This is a genomic window from Marisediminitalea lipolytica (assembly GCF_001758465.1).
In the GTDB taxonomy this organism is placed as follows: Bacteria; Pseudomonadota; Gammaproteobacteria; order Enterobacterales; family Alteromonadaceae; genus Alteromonas; species Alteromonas lipolytica.
Genome location: NZ_MJIC01000002.1, coordinates 56,062 through 73,556, shown reverse-complemented (window position 1 = coordinate 73,556; position 17,495 = coordinate 56,062). Strand labels below are relative to the sequence as shown.

Sequence of the window (17,495 nt, the reverse complement as noted above, 5' to 3'; positions counted from 1 at the left end):
AACGGCTAAATAACTGAAAGCTTATTGACCGGAGGTTAGTCCGCCATCGCTAACCAGAATAGAGCCAGTAACATAGCTTGCGCCCAGTTCACTAGCCAGTAACACGTATAAACCCATATGCTCGTCCGGTTCAGATACCCGGCCAAGCGGAATATGCTCGCCCATGGTGTCCAGACGTGAACGGTCGCTGTTCATGGCTTTCTCGGTTTGGTTGAGCGCACCGGTGCCCTTAATTGGGGTGTCGGTAGCGCCCGGCGCAACGCCACACACGCGAACGTGGGGGGCAAAGTCCAGCGCAAGCTGTGCGATAACGCCGCGCAGAGCATACTTAGAGGCAATGTAGAGCGGGCCACCACCGCCGGGTCTGAAGCAGGCGTTTGAGCCGGTGGCAATCAGGTTGCCGCCGCTTGCTTTTAACGCCTCATAGCTGGCATGAGCAGCCATCAGTACAGCACGGACATTGGTATTCATCATCTGTCCGAAACCTTCTTCAAGCTCCGTTGGGGTCATCTTCTGTAACTTTTTAAAGAAGTCCCAAACGCCTGCGTTGGCGATCATGGAATCCAGACCGCCCCATTTTTCTTCAGCCAGTGCAACGGCATCAGCGTTGGTCTGGTAGTCGTTGATATCGCCTACCACATAGCAAAAGTTATCATTGCCGGTAAAAGACTCTACTTGTTCGGCTTTGCGTACCACGGCAATGACTTTTGCGCCCTCGGCTAAAAAGCGGGTCACGATAGCTTTGCCGATGCCGCTGCCGGCACCGGTGACGATAACCCGTCTGTCTTGTAACATTTGCATGAATAACCTTCGCTTACATAAATACGTTTAAGTTTTTGGTCAGCAGCGTGGACTGTTGTAACAGCACCAGTCGGCCAGCCAGACGGTATTCTGTACCTACTTTACGCCAGATGTCCTTACGACGGCCCATAATAGTGGAGTCGTCCCGTTCAAAGCGGCTGCGGTATAGGGTAAATACCGTATGCACTTCAAACTCATCGGCTTTATCGGTGTGGAATACTTCCAGGTTAGAGACCGACATAACCTGACGAGTAGGCGGATCTTCAGTCCAGCACATACCCGAATCGTTACGCTTTAAACGCATCATGATTGAGCCTTTGTCTTCATCAAACATCGACACATAAGAAGGGCTCAGTTCTGGGGTTTTGTCACGGCGCAGACGGTTCTCCCGCAGCGGTATCCAGTACACCAGATCGTCTTCCAGACTCTCGCTCCATTCATTCAGGAGTTCATGGTTGAGCCAGTTGGCTTCGCGATTAACAAACCGTTGTACGTTAAAGTAAGTTTGTAAATCAACATGTTCGCCTTTGCATTCAAGGGCAAGTAATTGTTCTTTAGTCATCTTGATCCCCCCGGCTTATTTAGTAATCGGAGCTAAAGGAATATCAGCCCAGCTGGCTGCATCCATAAATTCAGCATATCGTTTGAAGAATAAACGCTGGTTACTGTCGTTCAGCTGACCCACTACGGTTTCGCCCGGCATATCCAGCGGTACGGTTTGGCCTTTGGTTGGGTTCATGCTGTAGCACAGCTTCTGATGACGAGTAACATAACCAGCGTTAGCTGCGGTAGCGTGCTCCCAGTTTTCGCCGTCGTCCATTTCCAGAATACCGCTGGGTGAGAAGGTACGCATGGTGCCTAAACGCCACTTATCCTTAATTTCGTCTGACGCTTCCTTAGGCACCAGAGTCCAGCTATGCAGCTCAGTTTCCATTGGTCCTTTGGGCAGGAAAGTACGGAAAGTAAAGTAACCTGGCAGGAAGGCAAAGTTAGGGAAAATAGCACCAGAGGCTACTGAGCCCCACATTTTGGCTCGGATGCTGCCCAGTCGTTTGGAGATTTCTTCTTCACGGGAACGCAAATATTTAACGATGTCTTTATCGCCCATGGTGGCGGCGTTACCAAAGTTGTTACCCAGACTGAATTCCCAGCCATGGCCGTTAACGCTGGCCTGATAAGAGTTTTCGTTACTGACTACAATGCCACCATATTCTTTCAGTGTGGCTTCACCACCGCCTAAGTGGGTCCACAGTGCGTGGTAAATATCGCCAACAAAGTTATCGGCCGGGAATTTCCAGTTACACTGCATTACTGAACGGGTGGTGCCAGGCAGGAATTCTGTACCTTGCTCGTCGATGTCCAGAATCGCATCCAGATACCAGCGGAAGTCACCCAGATAATCGCCCAGTGAAGGCGCTTCAGGATCAAAGGTAGCAAATACTAAACCCTTGTAGCTTTCAACGCGGGCTTTGTGCAGGCCCCAGTCTTCTTTTTTGAAGCCTTCGGTATCGTCGTACAGTTCGTTGTTCGGCATGCCGTTTAACTTACCGTCCAGGCCAAATGCCCAGCCGTGATAGTTACACACGAACGAACGGATTTTGCCTTCACCGGCAAAGCAGACTTTGTTACCACGGTGCGGACAGCTGTTTAGCATAACGTTGATGCTGCCGTCTTTGGCGCGGGCTACGATAACGGCATCTTCACCGATATAGGTAGTAATAAAGTCGCCAAAAGTTTTTACCTGTGACTCGTGCGCCACAAAGTGCCAGCAGCGGGCGAAGATTTGCTTTAGCTCCTGCTGATAAATTTCCTTATCCCAGAAAATACGGCGATCGACGATGCCCTTCTCATGGTCAATAAGTGATTTAAAATTGATGGACATTTTAATTTCCTCTATCAATACGCGTAATGGTCAACAAACTGACTCAAAACGCGTGAAAAGTAAGTGACGAATTGGCCTTATGGTCATGCATCGCTTCAATAAGCTCAGACCAATTGTCCAGCAGGGCACGTTGATTTAAGTAACCCTTATCAGTCATTTCGTTTTTTTCTACTGAAGGTGGCTCCGGCAGCAGAGCGAAGCGTCTAATACGAGTGCTGGCACTGTAATGCGTCTCGTTATATTCGGTCAGACGTTTGGTCACATCACTGATGTACTCTTCGATGGTCTGTAAATGCGCAGATGTCTGTTCGGCATCACTTAATTTGAAACGTTCGGTTAACTTGCCCATATTCGGGACCAGCAGTACACCGATATCCGGTTTGTTGTGGCCGGTAATTACGGCATCCAGACACAAGCCTTTAAGCGCAGCAGATACCGCGATACGTACCTGGTTTACGTTTACCCAGGTACCGGTATTCAGTTTAAAGTTTTCTGAAATACGGCCTTCAAACACCAATCCGTCTGATGGGTTTTCCGGGTTAATCAAACGACCGGCATCGCCCATTGAATAGAAACCGTCTTCATCGATGGCTTTCTTAGTGGCTTCTTCGTTACGCCAGTAACCCGGCATTACGTTAGGACCACGTACCGCCAGTGCCAGTCTGTCCTGTACCGGCGTCAGCTTGATTTCGGTACCCGGAATCGGCACACCAATGTTTACTGACTGGTCTGAATCAAAGTTCAGGCAGGTAGAAAACGGTGCGGTTTCAGTAGAACCCCAGCCGGCGAACAGCTTAGGTGCTTTGCCCACGGCTTCAATCGCCAGCTCTTTTAAGCGGTTGCGGGTTTTATCCGGGAGGGCTGCCGCAGCGACAAAGATAATCTTTACTTCAGAGAAGAATTTCTTAGCAATCACCGGGCTGTCTTCAAACTGAGCAACCAGTGCTTCAATCCCAACAGGGACGTTGTAATGAATATTCGGCTGGATCAGGCAGATGTTCTCCACAGTACGACCAATCTGACCCGGTACCGGCTTACCATCATCAATGGTCATAGTACCGCCGCTAAACAGCGCCATATTGAATACCGCGTTGCCACCAAAAGTGTGGCTCCAGGGCAACCAGTCAACCAAATTCGGTGTTAAATCCTGCAGCATAGGCCACATTTTATATACGGCTAACTGATTGCTGTACATCATACGATGGGTATTGATAACGCCTTTAGGCACACCAGTAGAACCTGAAGTCATCATCACTTTACACACGGTATCCTGAGTTACTGTGGCGCGCAGCGCAGCTACTTCTTCTTCGCTGATGCTATCCATGTTGCGGATGGCCGGAACCTTCTCATTATTGGAGTGAGATGAAATACACGGGATATCAAATTTTGACTGAATCACGTCAATGGCACGTTTAAAGAAGATCGTGTCACTAAAGTAAATCGCCCCCGGCTCGATAGTGGTAATAATGCTTTGTAAGCGCTCGAAGGTTTCACCAATTTGCGCATAGGCCACGGATACCGGGGTAACCGGTACGCCAATAGTCATTGCTGCAAAGGCGACAATAGCGTGATTGATAGAGTTAGGAGCGACGATAACCAGTGGCTTGTCCTGAGACAAATCCAGCGTACCTAAATGACCGGCCACCGTTTTGATACGCAGGCTGAATTCTTTATACGAAATTTCTGACCAGCCGTCAGAAGTCCGCTCACGCAGGAAAACCGTGTTTGGCGTTTTTTGTGACCAGAACTCCACACAGTCCAGCATGGTGTGGTCATCCAAATCCAGGCTTTCCGCGTTGCGCAGGATCATCCCACCACCGGCGAGTTCTTCTTTGATCACTTCATGACTGCCCATTTTTAGTTCCGGGCTTTCGTTTACTAAATGATTAAGCATGATGCGTTCTTCCCTTATTGATTTGGCCAGGCTGACAGTTTGTCGGCCAATACGGTTTTAACGGTTTCTAACTCGTCAGCCAGGGCATCAACCACCTGCTGAACGGTTTCGATCTGCTGAGTAGCGCCTACACCATGGCCTGCGCCCCACACGTCTTTCCAGGCTTTGCCTTCACCCTGAATGTTGGAGAAGTCAATTTCAGTGGTGCCGCCTTTTTTGGCTGTTAGGTCAAAGCCAGCTTTTTGCAAGCTTTCTTTCAGCCAGTTGGCACGAACACCGGATACCGCATCGGAAGTCACTACATCTTCCATGCTGGCGCGAACCAGCATCTCGCGATAGTCGTCGTTTACCAGACTCTCTTTACAGCTGATAAAGCGCGTGCCCATGTAGGCGAAGTCAGCGCCCAGTGCGAGCAGCGCAGCAATAGAGCGAGCGTTTTGCACGGAACCACCAACAATCAGCGGACCATCGTAAAAACGGCGTACTTCTTCTACAAAGGAAAGTGGTGAGTAGTTACCGGTGTGACCACCGGCGCCAGAGCACACCAGAATCAGACCATCTACGCCAGCTTCCGCTGCTTTGCGTGCATGTTCTAAAGAAATAACGTCGGCAAAAACCTTACCGCCAAAAGCATGAACCCGTTCAAGCACGCGCTTGGGGCTGCCTAGTGCAGTAACTACAAACTTTGGCTTGTACTGTTCTACCAGTTCCATTTCGGCGTCGAAACGATCGTAGCTTTTATGCACGATCATATTCATGCCCCACATGCCTTCTTTATCGGTGCCGGTCAGTTCGTCATCGATCTTGGCCAGCCAGCCTTTGAGGTCATCAATGGTGCGGGCATTAGGGGCTGGAAAGCAGCCGATAATGCCGGCTTTTGCCGCAGCGATAACCAAATCAGGGCCGGAGATTAAAAACATCGGCGCGATAATGGTGGGCAAACGCATTTTTTCATACAGCGAAGTAACGAGTTCGCGATTAGCCATGGTTACTGCCCCTTTTTGTCCAGAATATCCAGTGCCACATCGACGATCATGTCCTCCTGACCGCCGATGAGCTTACGGTGACCCACTTCTACCAGAATTTCCCGAACATCCAGGTTGTAACGTTTCGCGGCTTGCTCTGCGTGACGTAAGAAGCTGGAGTAAACACCGGCATAACCCAGTGTTAAGGTTTCTCTGTCAACGCGAACAGGGCGGTCCTGTAACGGACGAACCAGGTTTTCTGCCGCATCCATGAGCTTGTACAAATCACATCCGTGATCCCAGCCCATGCGATCGACTGCCGCAATAAACACTTCTAATGGTGCATTACCGGCACCGGCTCCCATACCGGTGAGTGATGCATCAACGCGTGTTACGCCGCTTTTTACTGCCATTATGCTGTTGGCAACGCCAAGGCTTAAGTTATGGTGCGCGTGAATACCCAGCGCAGTGCTTTCTTCGAGCACATCACGCATGGCCAGACAGCGCGCTTCGATGTCGTCCATGTTCATGGCACCGCCACTGTCTACCACATAAACAGTAGTGGCCCCGTAGGACTCCATCAGTTTGGCTTGTTCAGCCAGTTTCTCTGGTGATGTCATGTGTGACATCATCAAAAATCCAATGGTATCCATACCCATTTCGCGAGCGGTCTGGATATGTTGTTTGGATACATCGGCTTCAGTACAGTGAGTTGCCACGCGTACTGAGCGCACGCCTAAATCGTAGGCGCGTTTGAGATCTTCTACCGTACCGATACCGGGTAACAACAGGGTGGTCAGTACGGCTTTATCCAGTACATCGGCAACGGCTTCTAGCCATTCCCAGTCGGTGTGAGCACCAAAACCATAGTTAAAGCTACTGCCGCTCAGACCATCGCCGTGAGCTACTTCAATCGCGTCTACACCGGCGTCTTCCAGCGCTTTAGCAATATTACGAACATGGTCGATACCATATTGGTGACGAATGGCATGCATACCGTCACGCAGCGTTACATCCTGAATATATAGTTTTTTAGTCATTGGTCTGTCTCCGCCTTAGTTCTGCTTTGCGATGGCGATTTTTTCCGCCGTTTTCAGCGCTGCGGACGTCATGATGTCCAGGTTGCCGGCATACGACGGCAGGTAGTGCGCTGCCCCTTCTACCTCAAGGAATACTGAGGTTTTCAGGCCGCTGATTTTGCCAACACCGGGTAAATCCAGTGGGGCTTCATCGGTAAAGCGGTCGAACTGTACTTTTTGTTTCAGGCGGTAGCCGGGTACATAACTTTGTACCGCTTTTACCATCTCTGCGATGCTCGCTTCGATTTCCGCTTCGTCACCATCCGGCGAGAAGGTAAATACGGTGTCGCGCATCATCATTGGCGGCTCGGCAGGGTTCAGAATGATGATAGCTTTACCACGGTTTGCACCGCCCACCTGCTCAATAGCGTGTGACGTGGTTTCGGTAAATTCATCGATGTTGGCACGCGTACCAGGGCCGGCAGACTTAGACGAAATAGATGCAACGATTTCAGCGTAAAGTACTTCGGTAGTACGTGAAACCGCGTAAACCATAGGAATGGTTGCCTGGCCACCGCAGGTCACCATGTTAACGTTAGGCTGGCCGATGTTGTCTTCACCGTTTACCACTGGTACGGTGAACGGGCCGATGGCCGCCGGGGTTAAATCCACAATGGTTTTACCCGCTTCGTTACACAGCTTAGCGTGGGTTGCGTGGGCACCTGCTGAAGTGGCATCAAACACGATTTGGATATCGTCCCACTCAGGCATTGCCATCAGGCCATTGATACCTTCGTGAGTGGTTGCAACGCCCATACGGTTGGCGCGGGCCAGACCGTCAGAAGCGGGATCAACACCTACCAGTACGCTCATTTCAAGCTGAGCAGAGGTGCGGATGATCTTAATCATCAGATCCGTACCGATGTTACCTGAGCCAATAATGGCTACTTTTACTTTATCAGACATCACAAATCTCCTATTCAGTAAACCGAACAGACACGCCGTTCAGACCGTCGATAGTGGCAGTAAAGGTATCGCCTGCCTTCACAGGTACCATCGGGCCTAACGCGCCAGACAGCACAACATCGCCCGCTTTCAGCGGTTGATTGTTTTTAATCATGGTTTTTGCCAGCCATAGGGTGGCGTGCAGTGGGTTACCTAAACAGGCGCGACCAACACCGGTAGAAACGACTTCATCACCGTTGGTCATCTGCATAGCGCACCCTTCCAGATCCAGCTGTGACAGTGGAACCGGTGTAGTACCCATTACGATACCGCCGTAAGAAGCGTTATCCGCGATCGTGTCGAACAGCGAGATATCCCAGTTGGCGATACGGCTGTCCACAATCTCCATTGCTGCCACGGCGTAATCAACGGCGTTAATCACGTCGATAATGGTGATATCCGGTGCAGTCAGGTCTTGTTTCAATACAAAGGCGACTTCCGCTTCGATACGCGGCTGCAAAAACTGGCTGGCAGAAATTTCTTCGCCAGAGCAGTAACAGGTATCGGCATACACCATGCCGTAGTCAGGCTGGTCAACGCCGAGCTGGGTTTGGATTGCTACCGACGTCAGGCCAATTTTGCGACCGATGGTGCGACGGCCTGCTTCGGTCCAGCGCACATGATTTTCGTGCTGAACCGCATAGGCGTCTTCAACCTGTGGGTTATCCACTAATGTGCGGATAGGTGAAATTGCGCTGCCTTGATATGCGTCAAAGACTTGCGACGCCATCTCTTTTATAGTTGTTTTATTCATAGGGTACAGACCTGAAATTATTTCTTTTTACGGGGCGGAAACTGGAATTTGTGGCCCCAGGCTGAGTTAACGTCGTGGGTTTTTACATGCCAGGTATCGTCATCCACTTCGATTGCTCCCCAGCCGAACTCTACGTCAAAGCCAGACGGGCTCATGGTGTAGAAAGACAGCATTTCGTCGTTGGAGTGACGACCCAGGGTAAACGAGAAGTGACAGCCAGTCTTTTCGGCTTTATCCATGGCGCGGCCAACATCATCGATGTTGTCGACCTGCAGCATAATGTGCGCAACCTTGGCCGGAATTGGCACAGGTGCCAGTGCCAGAGAGTGGTGGCGGCCATTACAACGTAAAAAGGTGATGCTTAGTGGTTTGCCAGGGACCACTTCGGTGTTGATGTAGTCAGAGACCTTAAAGCCCAGCAGTTCGTTATAGAATGCTTCCTGCGCAGCATGATCCTGAGTAACCAGGACAATGTGACCAAGGCCTTGTTCACCGGTAATAAAGCGGAAGCCCTGAGGGCTTACAAAAGCTTTATTGGTTTTTTGCAGCGGGCCAAAAAAGGCTTCGCAACGGGTACCGTCAGGGTCGTTGAAAACGATAAGCTCTTTAACCAGACGCTCGTCGGCTAAGGCTTTACCGCCGTCTTCCCAGGCAGTGCCAGCTTCGCTTAAACGTGCCTTTAATTGCTCAAGGGCAACCTTGTCGCTGACTTCCCAACCTACGTAATCGAGTTGGTCGTGATCAGCTTTAGCCAGTTTGATTCGCCAGGCGTAGCTGTCGATACGCAGAACCAAATCGCCATTGTCGGCTTCGCTTACCGCAACACCAAGCACGTTTTCGGCATAGTCGCGCCATTTTTCGGTGTCTGAAACTGAGAAGCCGAGGTAGCCTAGCGCTTTAATCTCTGACATCATCCATCTCCTGAAATTAAGTTAGCGCAGCGGTTAGCCGCGCATTTGGGCTCGCAGTGAAACCGCCGGATCAGCCAGTTTTTCCGGTTCGGCATTCACATTGTTTTTAATCATTCGTAGCGCAACGCGCACTGCATTGGGGTTGTTAACGCTAACAGCGCCAACCATGCGGTTGTCTTTCACACTGAAATACACCGGCCAGTCGCCTTCTTCGCGTTTAATCAGGTACTCGCTTTGTGGCAGCATGTGGCCTGCCATTTCGATATGCAGGTCACCCTGATCAGACCAAAACCAGTGAGTGGGTTCTTCTGGTGCTTCGCTGCCAAGAATAGTCGCGGCAACAACCTCACCCTGATGCTGAGCAGATTGCCAGTGCTCATGACGGGTGGTGGTGCTGTCGGTTTGGGTTACCGCGGCAACATCACCGGCGGCATAAATGCCGGGAATGCGGGTTGCCAGGGTTTCATCCACCGTAATACCGCCTGCGCTGCTGAGCAGAAGCTCCTTGCTGGCATCGTCGGTAATAAATGGCATTTGTGGGAGCATGCCCACACCCAGAACAATCGCGTCAGCTTCCAGCGTGTCACCATTGGTAAATTCAATCGTAACGGCGGCGTCACCTTCGTTAGTAAACTTGCTGATACGGCAGTTGGTGGTGAGTTTGACACCAGCATCCAGGTGATGCTTAACCAACTCTTCGCACAGAGCTTCAGGCAGTAAGTGCGCTAAAGGCAGCGGCGCTGCATCCAGCCATTCTACCTGGACATCAAGTTTCGCCAGCGATGCTGCGGTTTCTGCACCAATAAAGCCACCACCAATAACGGCGACTTTTGCGCCTGGCTTAACGATTTCTCGCAGCTTAACGGCATCGGCATAGTGACGCAGTACCAGGACTTCGGGTAAATCCGCGCCTTCAATCGGCAGGCGGCGGGCTTCGCCACCGGTTGCCAGTACGATGGCGTCGGCAGACAGGGTTTCACCTGACGCTAATACCACTTCGCGGCTTTGGCTCTTCAGTTCAACCAGCGCGTTGCCGTACAGGCTAGTGACGTTAAGTTCGTCCAGCTCGGCCGCTTCGATTAACAGGATATCCTGGGCAGTAGTGGCCGGTGCCATCAGCACTTGCTTTGATAACGGCGGGCGCTCATAGGCGCCATTTTCGTCTTTGTCGATTAGCGTGATGCTGCCGGCAAAGCCGCCTTTACGCAGCTGACGCACGCAACTGATGCCAGCTGCGCTGGCACCTACTACAATTACCGACTCTATAGACGCGCTCATCGCTGAACCTCGATATAGATATCGCCGTCACGAATTGACACAATGTGGGTGCCCACGCCTTTAGTGGCAGGTGGGTTTTCTGGTTCACCGGTTTTCAGGCAGAACACAGACATGTGCAGTGGGCATTCAACCGTGTCGCCTTCAACGAAACCATCGCAAAAAGAGGCTTCGGCATGTGAACAGGTATCGTCAATCGCGTATACCTCACCGCTTTCACCACGAATTACCGCAATGGGTGGCTTAACCGAGTCTACTTTAATGGCTTCGCCCGGCTCCAAATCATCCAGTTTGCATACAAACAACATCGTGAATACCTCTGATTAAGCTGCTTGGAAGTGATTTAACACTAGCTTCAGGAAGTCCTGCGGACGTTCTGCCATTACCCAGTGACCACACTTGGCAAAAATATGCAGGTCAGCATTAGGCATTGAACGACCCAGCTTCATACCCATTTCAGTAGGCACTACTTTGTCTTCACGGCCGTGCAGAACCAGCGTCGGATGTTCGATTTTTGCTGCTACGTGCTCTGGCATACCAGACAGTGGAGTGTCACCCTCAGGGTTTGGCTCAACCAGCAGTTTACGCAGACCTTCCTGGGCGCCAGGGATCAGGCTGGTTTGATAACGCTCTTCAATAAGCTCTTCAGTCAGTGAGTCTGCTGAATAAGGGAAGTGCGCCAGCGTTTTACGCATATTCTCGATTGACGGTGTGTAATCCCAACCAGCGCGTAGACCAGGGGTCATAATGAATTTGTCGCAAGGCGTACCCATCAGACAAATGCGGTCAAAACGCTCCGGGAAACGTGCTGCTGTTGCCAGTGCCAGTGAACCGCCGAAGGAGTTACCCACTACGTGAGTTTTATCGATACCCAGCGCATCAAGGAATGCCAGCAGGTGTTTACCCCAGTGCTTGATATCGTAAGAGAAGTCAGCTTTGCGTTCGGTATAACCAAAACCCGCTAAGTCCGGCGCGATAACGCGGAAGTGCTTAGCCAGTTCAGGAATAATTTTACGCCAGTTAGTGTAGGCCGAAACGCCCGGACCAGAACCGTGTAATAACAGTAATGGCTGACCTTCGCCTTCTTCCAGATAATTTGTTTGTAAACCAAATGCTTCAATGGTTTTGCCTTTGCCAGGCAAATTGTCCTGCGTCATTTTTTGCACCTTATAGCCTGTTATAGAAAAATATTCTTATTTACTTTTTTATCACATTATTCCTTGATTGATGGAATGTCAATACGCTACCGTATGTTTTAGCAATAGATTAGACGAATGTACGACTTTCCTGTTTGGTTGTTTTACAATTGTCGCGTAAGTATTTTTGAGAGAGTGTGAATGTCATTAGCTAAATCTTCCGAACCAGCCACAAGTAGTCCGCGTCTGACTGCTGAGGACTGGCTTGATAAAGCAGAAACCGAGCTGGCTAAAAATGGCATAACTGCGGTGCGGGTTGAGCCGCTGGCGAAAAAGCTGAATGTGACCAAAGGTAGCTTTTACTGGCACTATAAGGGCCGTGGTGATTTGCTGGCGCAGATTATTCAGCGGTGGCGTAACCGTTCAACCAGCGCCATTATTGAACGTTTAAGTGGCGCATCGTTGAGTCCCAAAGAACGCTTGAAAGAGCTGTTTTTATTACCCGCCAAACGCAACCAGAAAGCCGGCGCAGCCGCGTTGGAGCAGGCTATCCGCAACTGGGCGCAGCATGATAAAAGCGTGAAGGAAGTGATTGATGAGGTAGACAGTCACCGCCTCGCTTTTATTGCCGGAAACTTTAAAGCGCTGGGTAATGATGACGATGAAGCAGAGCTCAAAGCCATGCGCTTTTACTGTGCAATGCAGGGGATTGCTGTGCTGGGCAAACCCCAGGACAGCCAAAAAATTAACCGTATTTTCGACTCTCTTTTTTAGCAAAACAGCGCTTTTGTGTAGCCATTTATACCAACCTGAGTTCAGATTAACTTTTAATTCTGCTAAACGGACAGGTAGGGATTGCATAAATGGTACACGATAGCGCTTTTACGTCATCGACGTTTCGCCAACTATCTGAGCCTCAAAGAGATTAAATATTTTAATAAAAGTGGCACATAATTTGTTAATTAATCTCTCTAATAAAAAATACACGAGTGTATTTTTGGCTGTGTAAACCTTCCATTTAAGCGTGTTTAAGTTAATTAAATATTAAAAATAAGGCAATAAGAAACATGAGTGATAAGTATCAAACAACGACACTAAATGCCGCTGACGGACATACTTTCAACCTGTCAGTTTTATCCACACAACAGCCGTCTAAAGGCGCAGTGGTTGTGCTTCAGGAAGTATTTGGCATCACAAACAACATTTATGCGGTAGGTGAAGAATTCGCCGCAGCGGGGTTCACCGTAGTAATCCCCCATTTGTTTGACCGGATTCAGACCCAGTTAGTTGTGCCTTATACCGATGTAAAGCAAGGTGTGGACTATGTGACGTCGTTAGATCCACAGCAAACTCTGATGGATATCAGCGCGGCAGTTGAATACGCTAAACAATTTGGGGCGGTGGCTACGGTTGGTTACTGCTGGGGTGGGAGCCTAGCCTTTCGCAGTGCGGTTGAATTTCCCGTTAAAGCCAGTATCGCTTATTACGGTGGCCAGATCGCCAACATGTGTGAGCAACAGCCTGAAGCGCCGGTACAGTATCATTTTGGCAAACTGGATAAGTTTATTCCGGCAGAGGATGTTGCCAAAATTCGCGCGGCGCAGCCTGATGGCGAAATTTATGAATATGATGCGGATCACGGTTTTAGCTGCAACGAGCGCGCTTCCTTTGATGCTGAAGCCCATCAGCTGGCCTTTAGCCGCAGTGTCGCATTCTTAAGCGAACACCTTTAAGTTAACTCATCGCCTGGCTATAAATAAAGAGCAACACAAAAAGAGGACGGGTTTAACAACCGGTCCTCTTTTTCTTTATAGCAGATTAACTTAGAAGTTGAACTGCGCAGTAGCCTGCCAGCGGTAGACGTTTTGTTTGGTGCCGTTACCCAGCTCAATACCGTATAAGCCGTATTCCAGGCCAAGTGTGGTTCTTTCCATTGGATCCCAGAACACGTTTGCCTGTACTGATGAGGTCTTATCGATTGCGGTAGGCAGATTAACATTACTGTCTTCCTGCGAATCGGTAATGGCATAAGCAAAGGTAGAACGTAAGCCTTTACGCCAGGTGTGGCTGTAAATAGCAGAGAAACCCGCGGTAATGTAAGGCTTAATTTCGCCGTCTTCTACATAGGCATCAGGATATGGACCCAGTTCCAGATAGCGACCCAGCGCACCATAGTTTACCTGCATGCCGATGCTGCCTGAGAATACCGGAATACGTGCAACGGCACTTACCGCGCTACCCCAGGCTGAATCGTCAGCGCCACCCGGTGTTGGGACATCCAGTTCAAATTTACGAACCAGCGTTGCCAGGCTGGCTGTACCCCAGTCGCCTTTAAAATCAACCCGACCCACTAAATCGGGAAACAACTGGTCGTCCCTGTTGCTGTCTGTAACTGAACCTGCAACAGTAATTACGTTGTTTTCGTAGGGGTTTTCTGCTGCCACGCTCCAGCTGCCGCCGTCGAACTGCCCCGTGTATCTTACCATTACCTGACGGATAAACAGGGCGTTGGCGTGCTGACCAAAGTTAGCCAGTTCGCCCAATGAGGCAAAGTTAAGGAAGGTAGTGAATGACTGACCGACTAACCAGCCGTCGTAGGTTGCATAGGCCTGACGAATACGGGCATCGTAACCATTAGTGAAAGACTCGTTACCGCCATCACCAATCATATCCAGCTCAACGTGGGTTTTTAGCGTCTTGTCATTAACAGTATGATTAGTATCGAAATTCAGACGGCTGCGACGAATCGACATATCCAGCGTGTCGTTTTTATCGGTATTAACCACGGTGCCGTTAAGAACCGGCGCATAAATACTGAAGTTAGTATTGTTAATACCTGCGCCATTTTCGATAACACCGGCGTCCAGGTGAACAAAACCGCTAATGCGAACACCGGCTTTTTCGCCCACGGTGTTTAACAGACCAGGACTACCTTCTGGCAGCAGGCTTTTCGCTTTAACTTCTTCGATATCAACCTTAGTTTGCTTTTGCTCTTCTTTAATTCCTTGCTGCTCTTGTTTCAGTGATTCAAGGCTGCGTTGAAGCGCTTCGATTTGTTGCTCCAACGACTCAATTTTTTCATCTTGCTGTGCATACACAGATGTACTTAATAAAATTAAGGATACTGCGCCTGCCAATTTGTTAAATTTAAGTTTCATATGCTTTCACCTTGTTTTAATAGGGTATAGAAGTGAATAATCACCATGTAACGATATTTTTGTTATTATCTCGCTAGTATTTCTGCAAGTGAATTTAACATACAGGTGTGTATTTAACAATAAATACACATTGATTTGTTTGTGAATTTACATATTTTTTTTCTATTATTGATGTATCCTATGAAAATAAAGGCCTTAGCCGGTATTTATTAGAAAAATAACGCTTTGGTTTTTATTAACAGAAAAGTTAATTAAAAGTAGAAGAGACTTAAACGACATGGCGAAGAAACGGCTCACCAGGGATGATTGGATCGACGCTGCAATCGAAGTACTGCTCTCTGGTGGCGGGATTTATCATGTGAGAGTGGATAATCTTGCGAAGCAGCTGGGCATCACCCGTGGCAGCTTTTATTACCATTTTGACAGTCGCGAAGAGCTGCTCAAAGCCATGCTGGATAAGTGGCGCGCCAAAGCAACTGAATCCGTTATTGCAGGTTTGCAACATAAGTACAAAACTCCCCAGGAGCAATTACAAAATCTTGCAGAGTTGCCGTTAAAGGGCCAGCGCGCTTTTGATGCTGCCTCGACAGAACTGGCTTTGCGCGGTTGGGCTCGTCGTGATCAGATGGCCCGGGCAACGTTAGAAGAAATCGATAAGTACCGCACGGCGTTTATTCAAAACCTGTTTACTGAGATGGGGCATTCTCCAGAAAAAGCAGCCGACCTGGCCTTTCTGTTTTATTCCTACATGCAAATGACATCTTTGTTACCCACAGAACTCAAATCCGATGCGGCAAGAGAAAGGGGTAAGCGAATCACTGCGCTGTTAACGGATCTCATCACAAACCAATAAAAAAGGGCATCACATCGGATGCCCTTACAGATGCGTGTTGCCAGATTACATATGTTCAACCAGGAATAATGATAAACCGGGGAACAACAGTAATACGGCTAACCGAACCAGGTCAGCAATCACGAAGGGAAATACGCCCTTAAATATAGTCTTGAGCTGTACGTCGGGTAATACCGACTTCAACACGAATACGTTAAGACCAACTGGCGGCGTAATCAAACTGATTTCTGTTGCCACGACCACAATAATACCAAACCACACCGGATCCATGCCGAGGCCATAAACCACAGGGAAGAAAACAGGTACGGTAAGCAGTAGCATTGAAATTGACTCAAGCACAGCACCCAGCACAAAGTAAATCAGGATGATTACCAGCACAACGCCCATCAGGCTAAGTTCCATGCTGTCAATCCAGTCTACAATCTCAAACGGTAAATCGGACACATTTACCAGGTTGGCAAAAATCAGTGAACCAATAAGAATTGCGACCAGTGACACGGTCGTTGACGCCGAGTCATCCAGTGCAGCAAGTAAACTCTTAAAAGAAAATTTGCCGCGCAGGAGGGTGATTAAAATTGCTCCTACAGAACCTACGCCTGCCGCTTCAGTGGGTGAAAACAGCCCCATGTAAATTCCGCCCAGCACAAAAATAACCAGAAGGCTGAATGCCCACAGCTCTTTTAGTGCTTTGAGCTTTTCTTTAAAGCTGCATTCTTCGCTGCCCTGAGCCTTATCCTTACCAAAATACACCACGGCCAGTACGGCGCAGATATACAGGATTACACCTAAAATGCCGGGAATAGCACCAGCAACAAACAATGCGCCGATATCGGTTTCGGTAATAATGCCGTAGAACACCAGTGCGATTGACGGTGGAATTAAAATTCCCAGGGTGCCGCCGGCGGCAATAGAACCCGTCGCCAGTTCATCGCTGTAGCCATATTTTTTCATGGATGGATAAGCGATTTTGGCCATCGTCGCCGCGGTGGCGAAGCTCGAACCACAAAAGGTACTAAAACCACCAGAGGCACCGATGGTCGTAATAGCAAGTCCACCACGATAGTGACCCACCAAAGCATGAGTAGCATTGTACAGCTCTTCGGCCAGACCCGAACGGGCAATAATGTTACCCATTAAAATAAATAACGGAATAACGGCAAATTCGTAAGACAGCACCGTTTCCGTGGCAATCATACCAAGCTGGCTTAACGCCGGGCTCCAGCCCTGATAATAAGCAAGACCAGCAACGCCGACGGCACCGGTGGCGACGGCAATGGGCACTCTGATAAACAACAGCACCATCAGGACGATAAAGGCAATGGTCATGATCATGAGAGACTTTCCTTTTTGTTAAAACTGACAACTTCAGGAAATGCTTCGATTAAACTGATCAGGGCAATCACGGCCAGACCAAAAATGAACATTAGAACCTTCCATTTTTCTATACCGAGGAACATAAAGACTTCCCCAAAATCTTTCGAAAGCATGGTTTGCTCATACATCATGACGACCAGAGCGCCGAAGAAAATAACTTCGATGATGTAGCAGAACCAGTTCAGAAAAGTACCCAAAGGTCCTCTGAAATACTTTTCGAGCAGATCAATCTGAATATGTTTACGCTTTTTATTGACGTGATATAAACCAGAGTAAAAAGAAACAGCGAGAAGAATTGCAACCAGCTCATAAGCGAAGCCTAAAGGCGAGTTGAAAACAACCCGCCCAAAGACATCGGCAAATGTGATAGCTGCCATGAGTAGCAAGGTATAGCTAGATATTTTGCTACATATCGCTTCCAATAATTTAAGCAATGACATATGAGAAGTTCCTACCACTTAATACCGC

At 49.0% G+C, this 17,495-nt stretch carries 18 protein-coding genes; 3 read left to right on the top strand and 15 right to left on the bottom strand.

Going from position 1 to position 17,495, the window contains the following annotated elements; all coding sequences use genetic code 11:
* Positions 1 to 21: 21 nt before the first annotated feature.
* The 12 genes from BFC17_RS01125 to BFC17_RS01070 are packed head-to-tail and all read right to left on the bottom strand — an operon-like array spanning position 22 to position 11,663.
* Positions 22 to 801, bottom strand: coding sequence for an SDR family NAD(P)-dependent oxidoreductase (locus tag BFC17_RS01125; RefSeq protein ID WP_070174623.1), 780 nt, complete (start codon positions 799 to 801; stop codon positions 22 to 24).
* Between the two features lie 13 nt (positions 802 to 814).
* Positions 815 to 1,363, bottom strand: coding sequence for a 3-phenylpropionate/cinnamic acid dioxygenase subunit beta (locus BFC17_RS01120; protein ID WP_070174622.1), 549 nt, complete (start codon positions 1,361 to 1,363; stop codon positions 815 to 817).
* A gap of 15 nt (positions 1,364 to 1,378) precedes the next feature.
* A complete protein-coding gene (locus BFC17_RS01115; RefSeq protein WP_070174621.1) occupies positions 1,379 to 2,683 on the bottom strand; it encodes an aromatic ring-hydroxylating oxygenase subunit alpha in 1,305 nt (434 codons plus the stop codon).
* A gap of 43 nt (positions 2,684 to 2,726) precedes the next feature.
* A complete protein-coding gene (locus tag BFC17_RS01110) occupies positions 2,727 to 4,577 on the bottom strand; it encodes an AMP-binding protein (protein ID WP_070174620.1) in 1,851 nt (616 codons plus the stop codon).
* Between the two features lie 14 nt (positions 4,578 to 4,591).
* The gene (locus BFC17_RS01105; RefSeq protein WP_070174619.1) at positions 4,592 to 5,563 is read right to left on the bottom strand and encodes an NAD(P)H-dependent flavin oxidoreductase; all 972 of its coding nucleotides are present in this window, start codon (positions 5,561 to 5,563) and stop codon (positions 4,592 to 4,594) included.
* A gap of 2 nt (positions 5,564 to 5,565) precedes the next feature.
* Positions 5,566 to 6,582, bottom strand: coding sequence for a 4-hydroxy-2-oxovalerate aldolase (gene dmpG / locus BFC17_RS01100; RefSeq protein WP_070174618.1), 1,017 nt, complete (start codon positions 6,580 to 6,582; stop codon positions 5,566 to 5,568).
* A 15-nt stretch (positions 6,583 to 6,597) separates the two neighbouring features.
* Entirely contained in the window at positions 6,598 to 7,527 is a 930-nt protein-coding gene (locus BFC17_RS01095; RefSeq protein WP_070174617.1) for an acetaldehyde dehydrogenase (acetylating), read from the bottom strand.
* A gap of 10 nt (positions 7,528 to 7,537) precedes the next feature.
* Positions 7,538 to 8,320: a 2-keto-4-pentenoate hydratase gene (locus tag BFC17_RS01090; protein WP_070174616.1), complete on the bottom strand. Its 783-nt coding sequence runs from the start codon at positions 8,318 to 8,320 to the stop codon at positions 7,538 to 7,540.
* 17 nt (positions 8,321 to 8,337) lie between these two features.
* Positions 8,338 to 9,234: a VOC family protein gene (locus BFC17_RS01085; RefSeq protein ID WP_083271513.1), complete on the bottom strand. Its 897-nt coding sequence runs from the start codon at positions 9,232 to 9,234 to the stop codon at positions 8,338 to 8,340.
* Positions 9,235 to 9,264: 30 nt separating this feature from the next.
* Complete coding sequence (locus BFC17_RS01080; protein ID WP_070174614.1) at positions 9,265 to 10,509, bottom strand: NAD(P)/FAD-dependent oxidoreductase; 1,245 nt, start codon at positions 10,507 to 10,509, stop codon at positions 9,265 to 9,267.
* On the bottom strand, positions 10,506 to 10,814 hold the full coding sequence (locus BFC17_RS01075; RefSeq protein ID WP_070174613.1) for a bifunctional 3-phenylpropionate/cinnamic acid dioxygenase ferredoxin subunit: 309 nt from the start codon (positions 10,812 to 10,814) through the stop codon (positions 10,506 to 10,508). Before BFC17_RS01075 ends, BFC17_RS01080 begins: the two co-directional genes overlap by 4 nt.
* Before the next feature lie 15 nt (positions 10,815 to 10,829).
* Positions 10,830 to 11,663 carry an alpha/beta fold hydrolase gene (locus BFC17_RS01070; RefSeq protein WP_175439508.1) on the bottom strand — a complete coding sequence of 278 codons (834 nt, stop codon included), beginning with the start codon at positions 11,661 to 11,663 and terminating at the stop codon, positions 10,830 to 10,832.
* A gap of 180 nt (positions 11,664 to 11,843) precedes the next feature.
* Between BFC17_RS01070 and BFC17_RS01065 the strand changes: the two genes are divergently transcribed.
* Positions 11,844 to 12,416 (top strand): TetR/AcrR family transcriptional regulator, encoded by a 573-nt coding sequence (locus BFC17_RS01065; RefSeq protein WP_083271510.1) that lies wholly within the window; start codon positions 11,844 to 11,846, stop codon positions 12,414 to 12,416.
* Between the two features lie 293 nt (positions 12,417 to 12,709).
* Positions 12,710 to 13,375 carry a dienelactone hydrolase family protein gene (locus tag BFC17_RS01060; protein WP_070174612.1) on the top strand — a complete coding sequence of 222 codons (666 nt, stop codon included), beginning with the start codon at positions 12,710 to 12,712 and terminating at the stop codon, positions 13,373 to 13,375.
* Between the two features lie 90 nt (positions 13,376 to 13,465).
* Here the strand turns inward: BFC17_RS01060 and BFC17_RS01055 are convergent, their stop codons facing one another.
* Positions 13,466 to 14,800, bottom strand: coding sequence for a DcaP family trimeric outer membrane transporter (locus tag BFC17_RS01055; protein ID WP_070174611.1), 1,335 nt, complete (start codon positions 14,798 to 14,800; stop codon positions 13,466 to 13,468).
* Between the two features lie 277 nt (positions 14,801 to 15,077).
* On the opposite strand from BFC17_RS01055, the gene BFC17_RS01050 reads away from it, so the two are divergent.
* Entirely contained in the window at positions 15,078 to 15,653 is a 576-nt protein-coding gene (locus BFC17_RS01050) for a TetR/AcrR family transcriptional regulator (RefSeq protein WP_070174610.1), read from the top strand.
* Between the two features lie 45 nt (positions 15,654 to 15,698).
* Here the strand turns inward: BFC17_RS01050 and BFC17_RS01045 are convergent, their stop codons facing one another.
* Together BFC17_RS01045 and BFC17_RS01040 are read right to left on the bottom strand one after the other, a co-directional pair.
* Positions 15,699 to 16,985 carry a TRAP transporter large permease gene (locus BFC17_RS01045; protein ID WP_070174609.1) on the bottom strand — a complete coding sequence of 429 codons (1,287 nt, stop codon included), beginning with the start codon at positions 16,983 to 16,985 and terminating at the stop codon, positions 15,699 to 15,701.
* A complete protein-coding gene (locus tag BFC17_RS01040) occupies positions 16,982 to 17,467 on the bottom strand; it encodes a TRAP transporter small permease (protein WP_070174608.1) in 486 nt (161 codons plus the stop codon). Before BFC17_RS01040 ends, BFC17_RS01045 begins: the two co-directional genes overlap by 4 nt.
* Positions 17,468 to 17,495 lie beyond the last annotated feature (28 nt).

What these genes read in the sequence shown, in the direction of transcription:
- BFC17_RS01110 (WP_070174620.1), bottom strand. Translation starts at nt 4,577, where the DNA reads ATGCTTAATCATTTAGTAAACGAAAGCCCGGAACTAAAAATGGGCAGT.
- BFC17_RS01090 (WP_070174616.1), bottom strand. Translation starts at nt 8,320, where the DNA reads ATGAATAAAACAACTATAAAAGAGATGGCGTCGCAAGTCTTTGACGCA.
- BFC17_RS01105 (WP_070174619.1), bottom strand. Translation starts at nt 5,563, where the DNA reads ATGGCTAATCGCGAACTCGTTACTTCGCTGTATGAAAAAATGCGTTTG.
- BFC17_RS01120 (WP_070174622.1), bottom strand. Translation starts at nt 1,363, where the DNA reads ATGACTAAAGAACAATTACTTGCCCTTGAATGCAAAGGCGAACATGTT.
- BFC17_RS01065 (WP_083271510.1), top strand. Translation starts at nt 11,844, where the DNA reads ATGTCATTAGCTAAATCTTCCGAACCAGCCACAAGTAGTCCGCGTCTG.
- BFC17_RS01040 (WP_070174608.1), bottom strand. Translation starts at nt 17,467, where the DNA reads ATGTCATTGCTTAAATTATTGGAAGCGATATGTAGCAAAATATCTAGC.
- dmpG (WP_070174618.1), bottom strand. Translation starts at nt 6,582, where the DNA reads ATGACTAAAAAACTATATATTCAGGATGTAACGCTGCGTGACGGTATG.
- BFC17_RS01060 (WP_070174612.1), top strand. Translation starts at nt 12,710, where the DNA reads ATGAGTGATAAGTATCAAACAACGACACTAAATGCCGCTGACGGACAT.
- BFC17_RS01075 (WP_070174613.1), bottom strand. Translation starts at nt 10,814, where the DNA reads ATGTTGTTTGTATGCAAACTGGATGATTTGGAGCCGGGCGAAGCCATT.
- BFC17_RS01050 (WP_070174610.1), top strand. Translation starts at nt 15,078, where the DNA reads ATGGCGAAGAAACGGCTCACCAGGGATGATTGGATCGACGCTGCAATC.
- BFC17_RS01070 (WP_175439508.1), bottom strand. Translation starts at nt 11,663, where the DNA reads ATGACGCAGGACAATTTGCCTGGCAAAGGCAAAACCATTGAAGCATTT.
- BFC17_RS01055 (WP_070174611.1), bottom strand. Translation starts at nt 14,800, where the DNA reads ATGAAACTTAAATTTAACAAATTGGCAGGCGCAGTATCCTTAATTTTA.
- BFC17_RS01095 (WP_070174617.1), bottom strand. Translation starts at nt 7,527, where the DNA reads ATGTCTGATAAAGTAAAAGTAGCCATTATTGGCTCAGGTAACATCGGT.
- BFC17_RS01125 (WP_070174623.1), bottom strand. Translation starts at nt 801, where the DNA reads ATGCAAATGTTACAAGACAGACGGGTTATCGTCACCGGTGCCGGCAGC.
- BFC17_RS01080 (WP_070174614.1), bottom strand. Translation starts at nt 10,509, where the DNA reads ATGAGCGCGTCTATAGAGTCGGTAATTGTAGTAGGTGCCAGCGCAGCT.
- BFC17_RS01115 (WP_070174621.1), bottom strand. Translation starts at nt 2,683, where the DNA reads ATGTCCATCAATTTTAAATCACTTATTGACCATGAGAAGGGCATCGTC.
- BFC17_RS01045 (WP_070174609.1), bottom strand. Translation starts at nt 16,985, where the DNA reads ATGATCATGACCATTGCCTTTATCGTCCTGATGGTGCTGTTGTTTATC.
- BFC17_RS01085 (WP_083271513.1), bottom strand. Translation starts at nt 9,234, where the DNA reads ATGATGTCAGAGATTAAAGCGCTAGGCTACCTCGGCTTCTCAGTTTCA.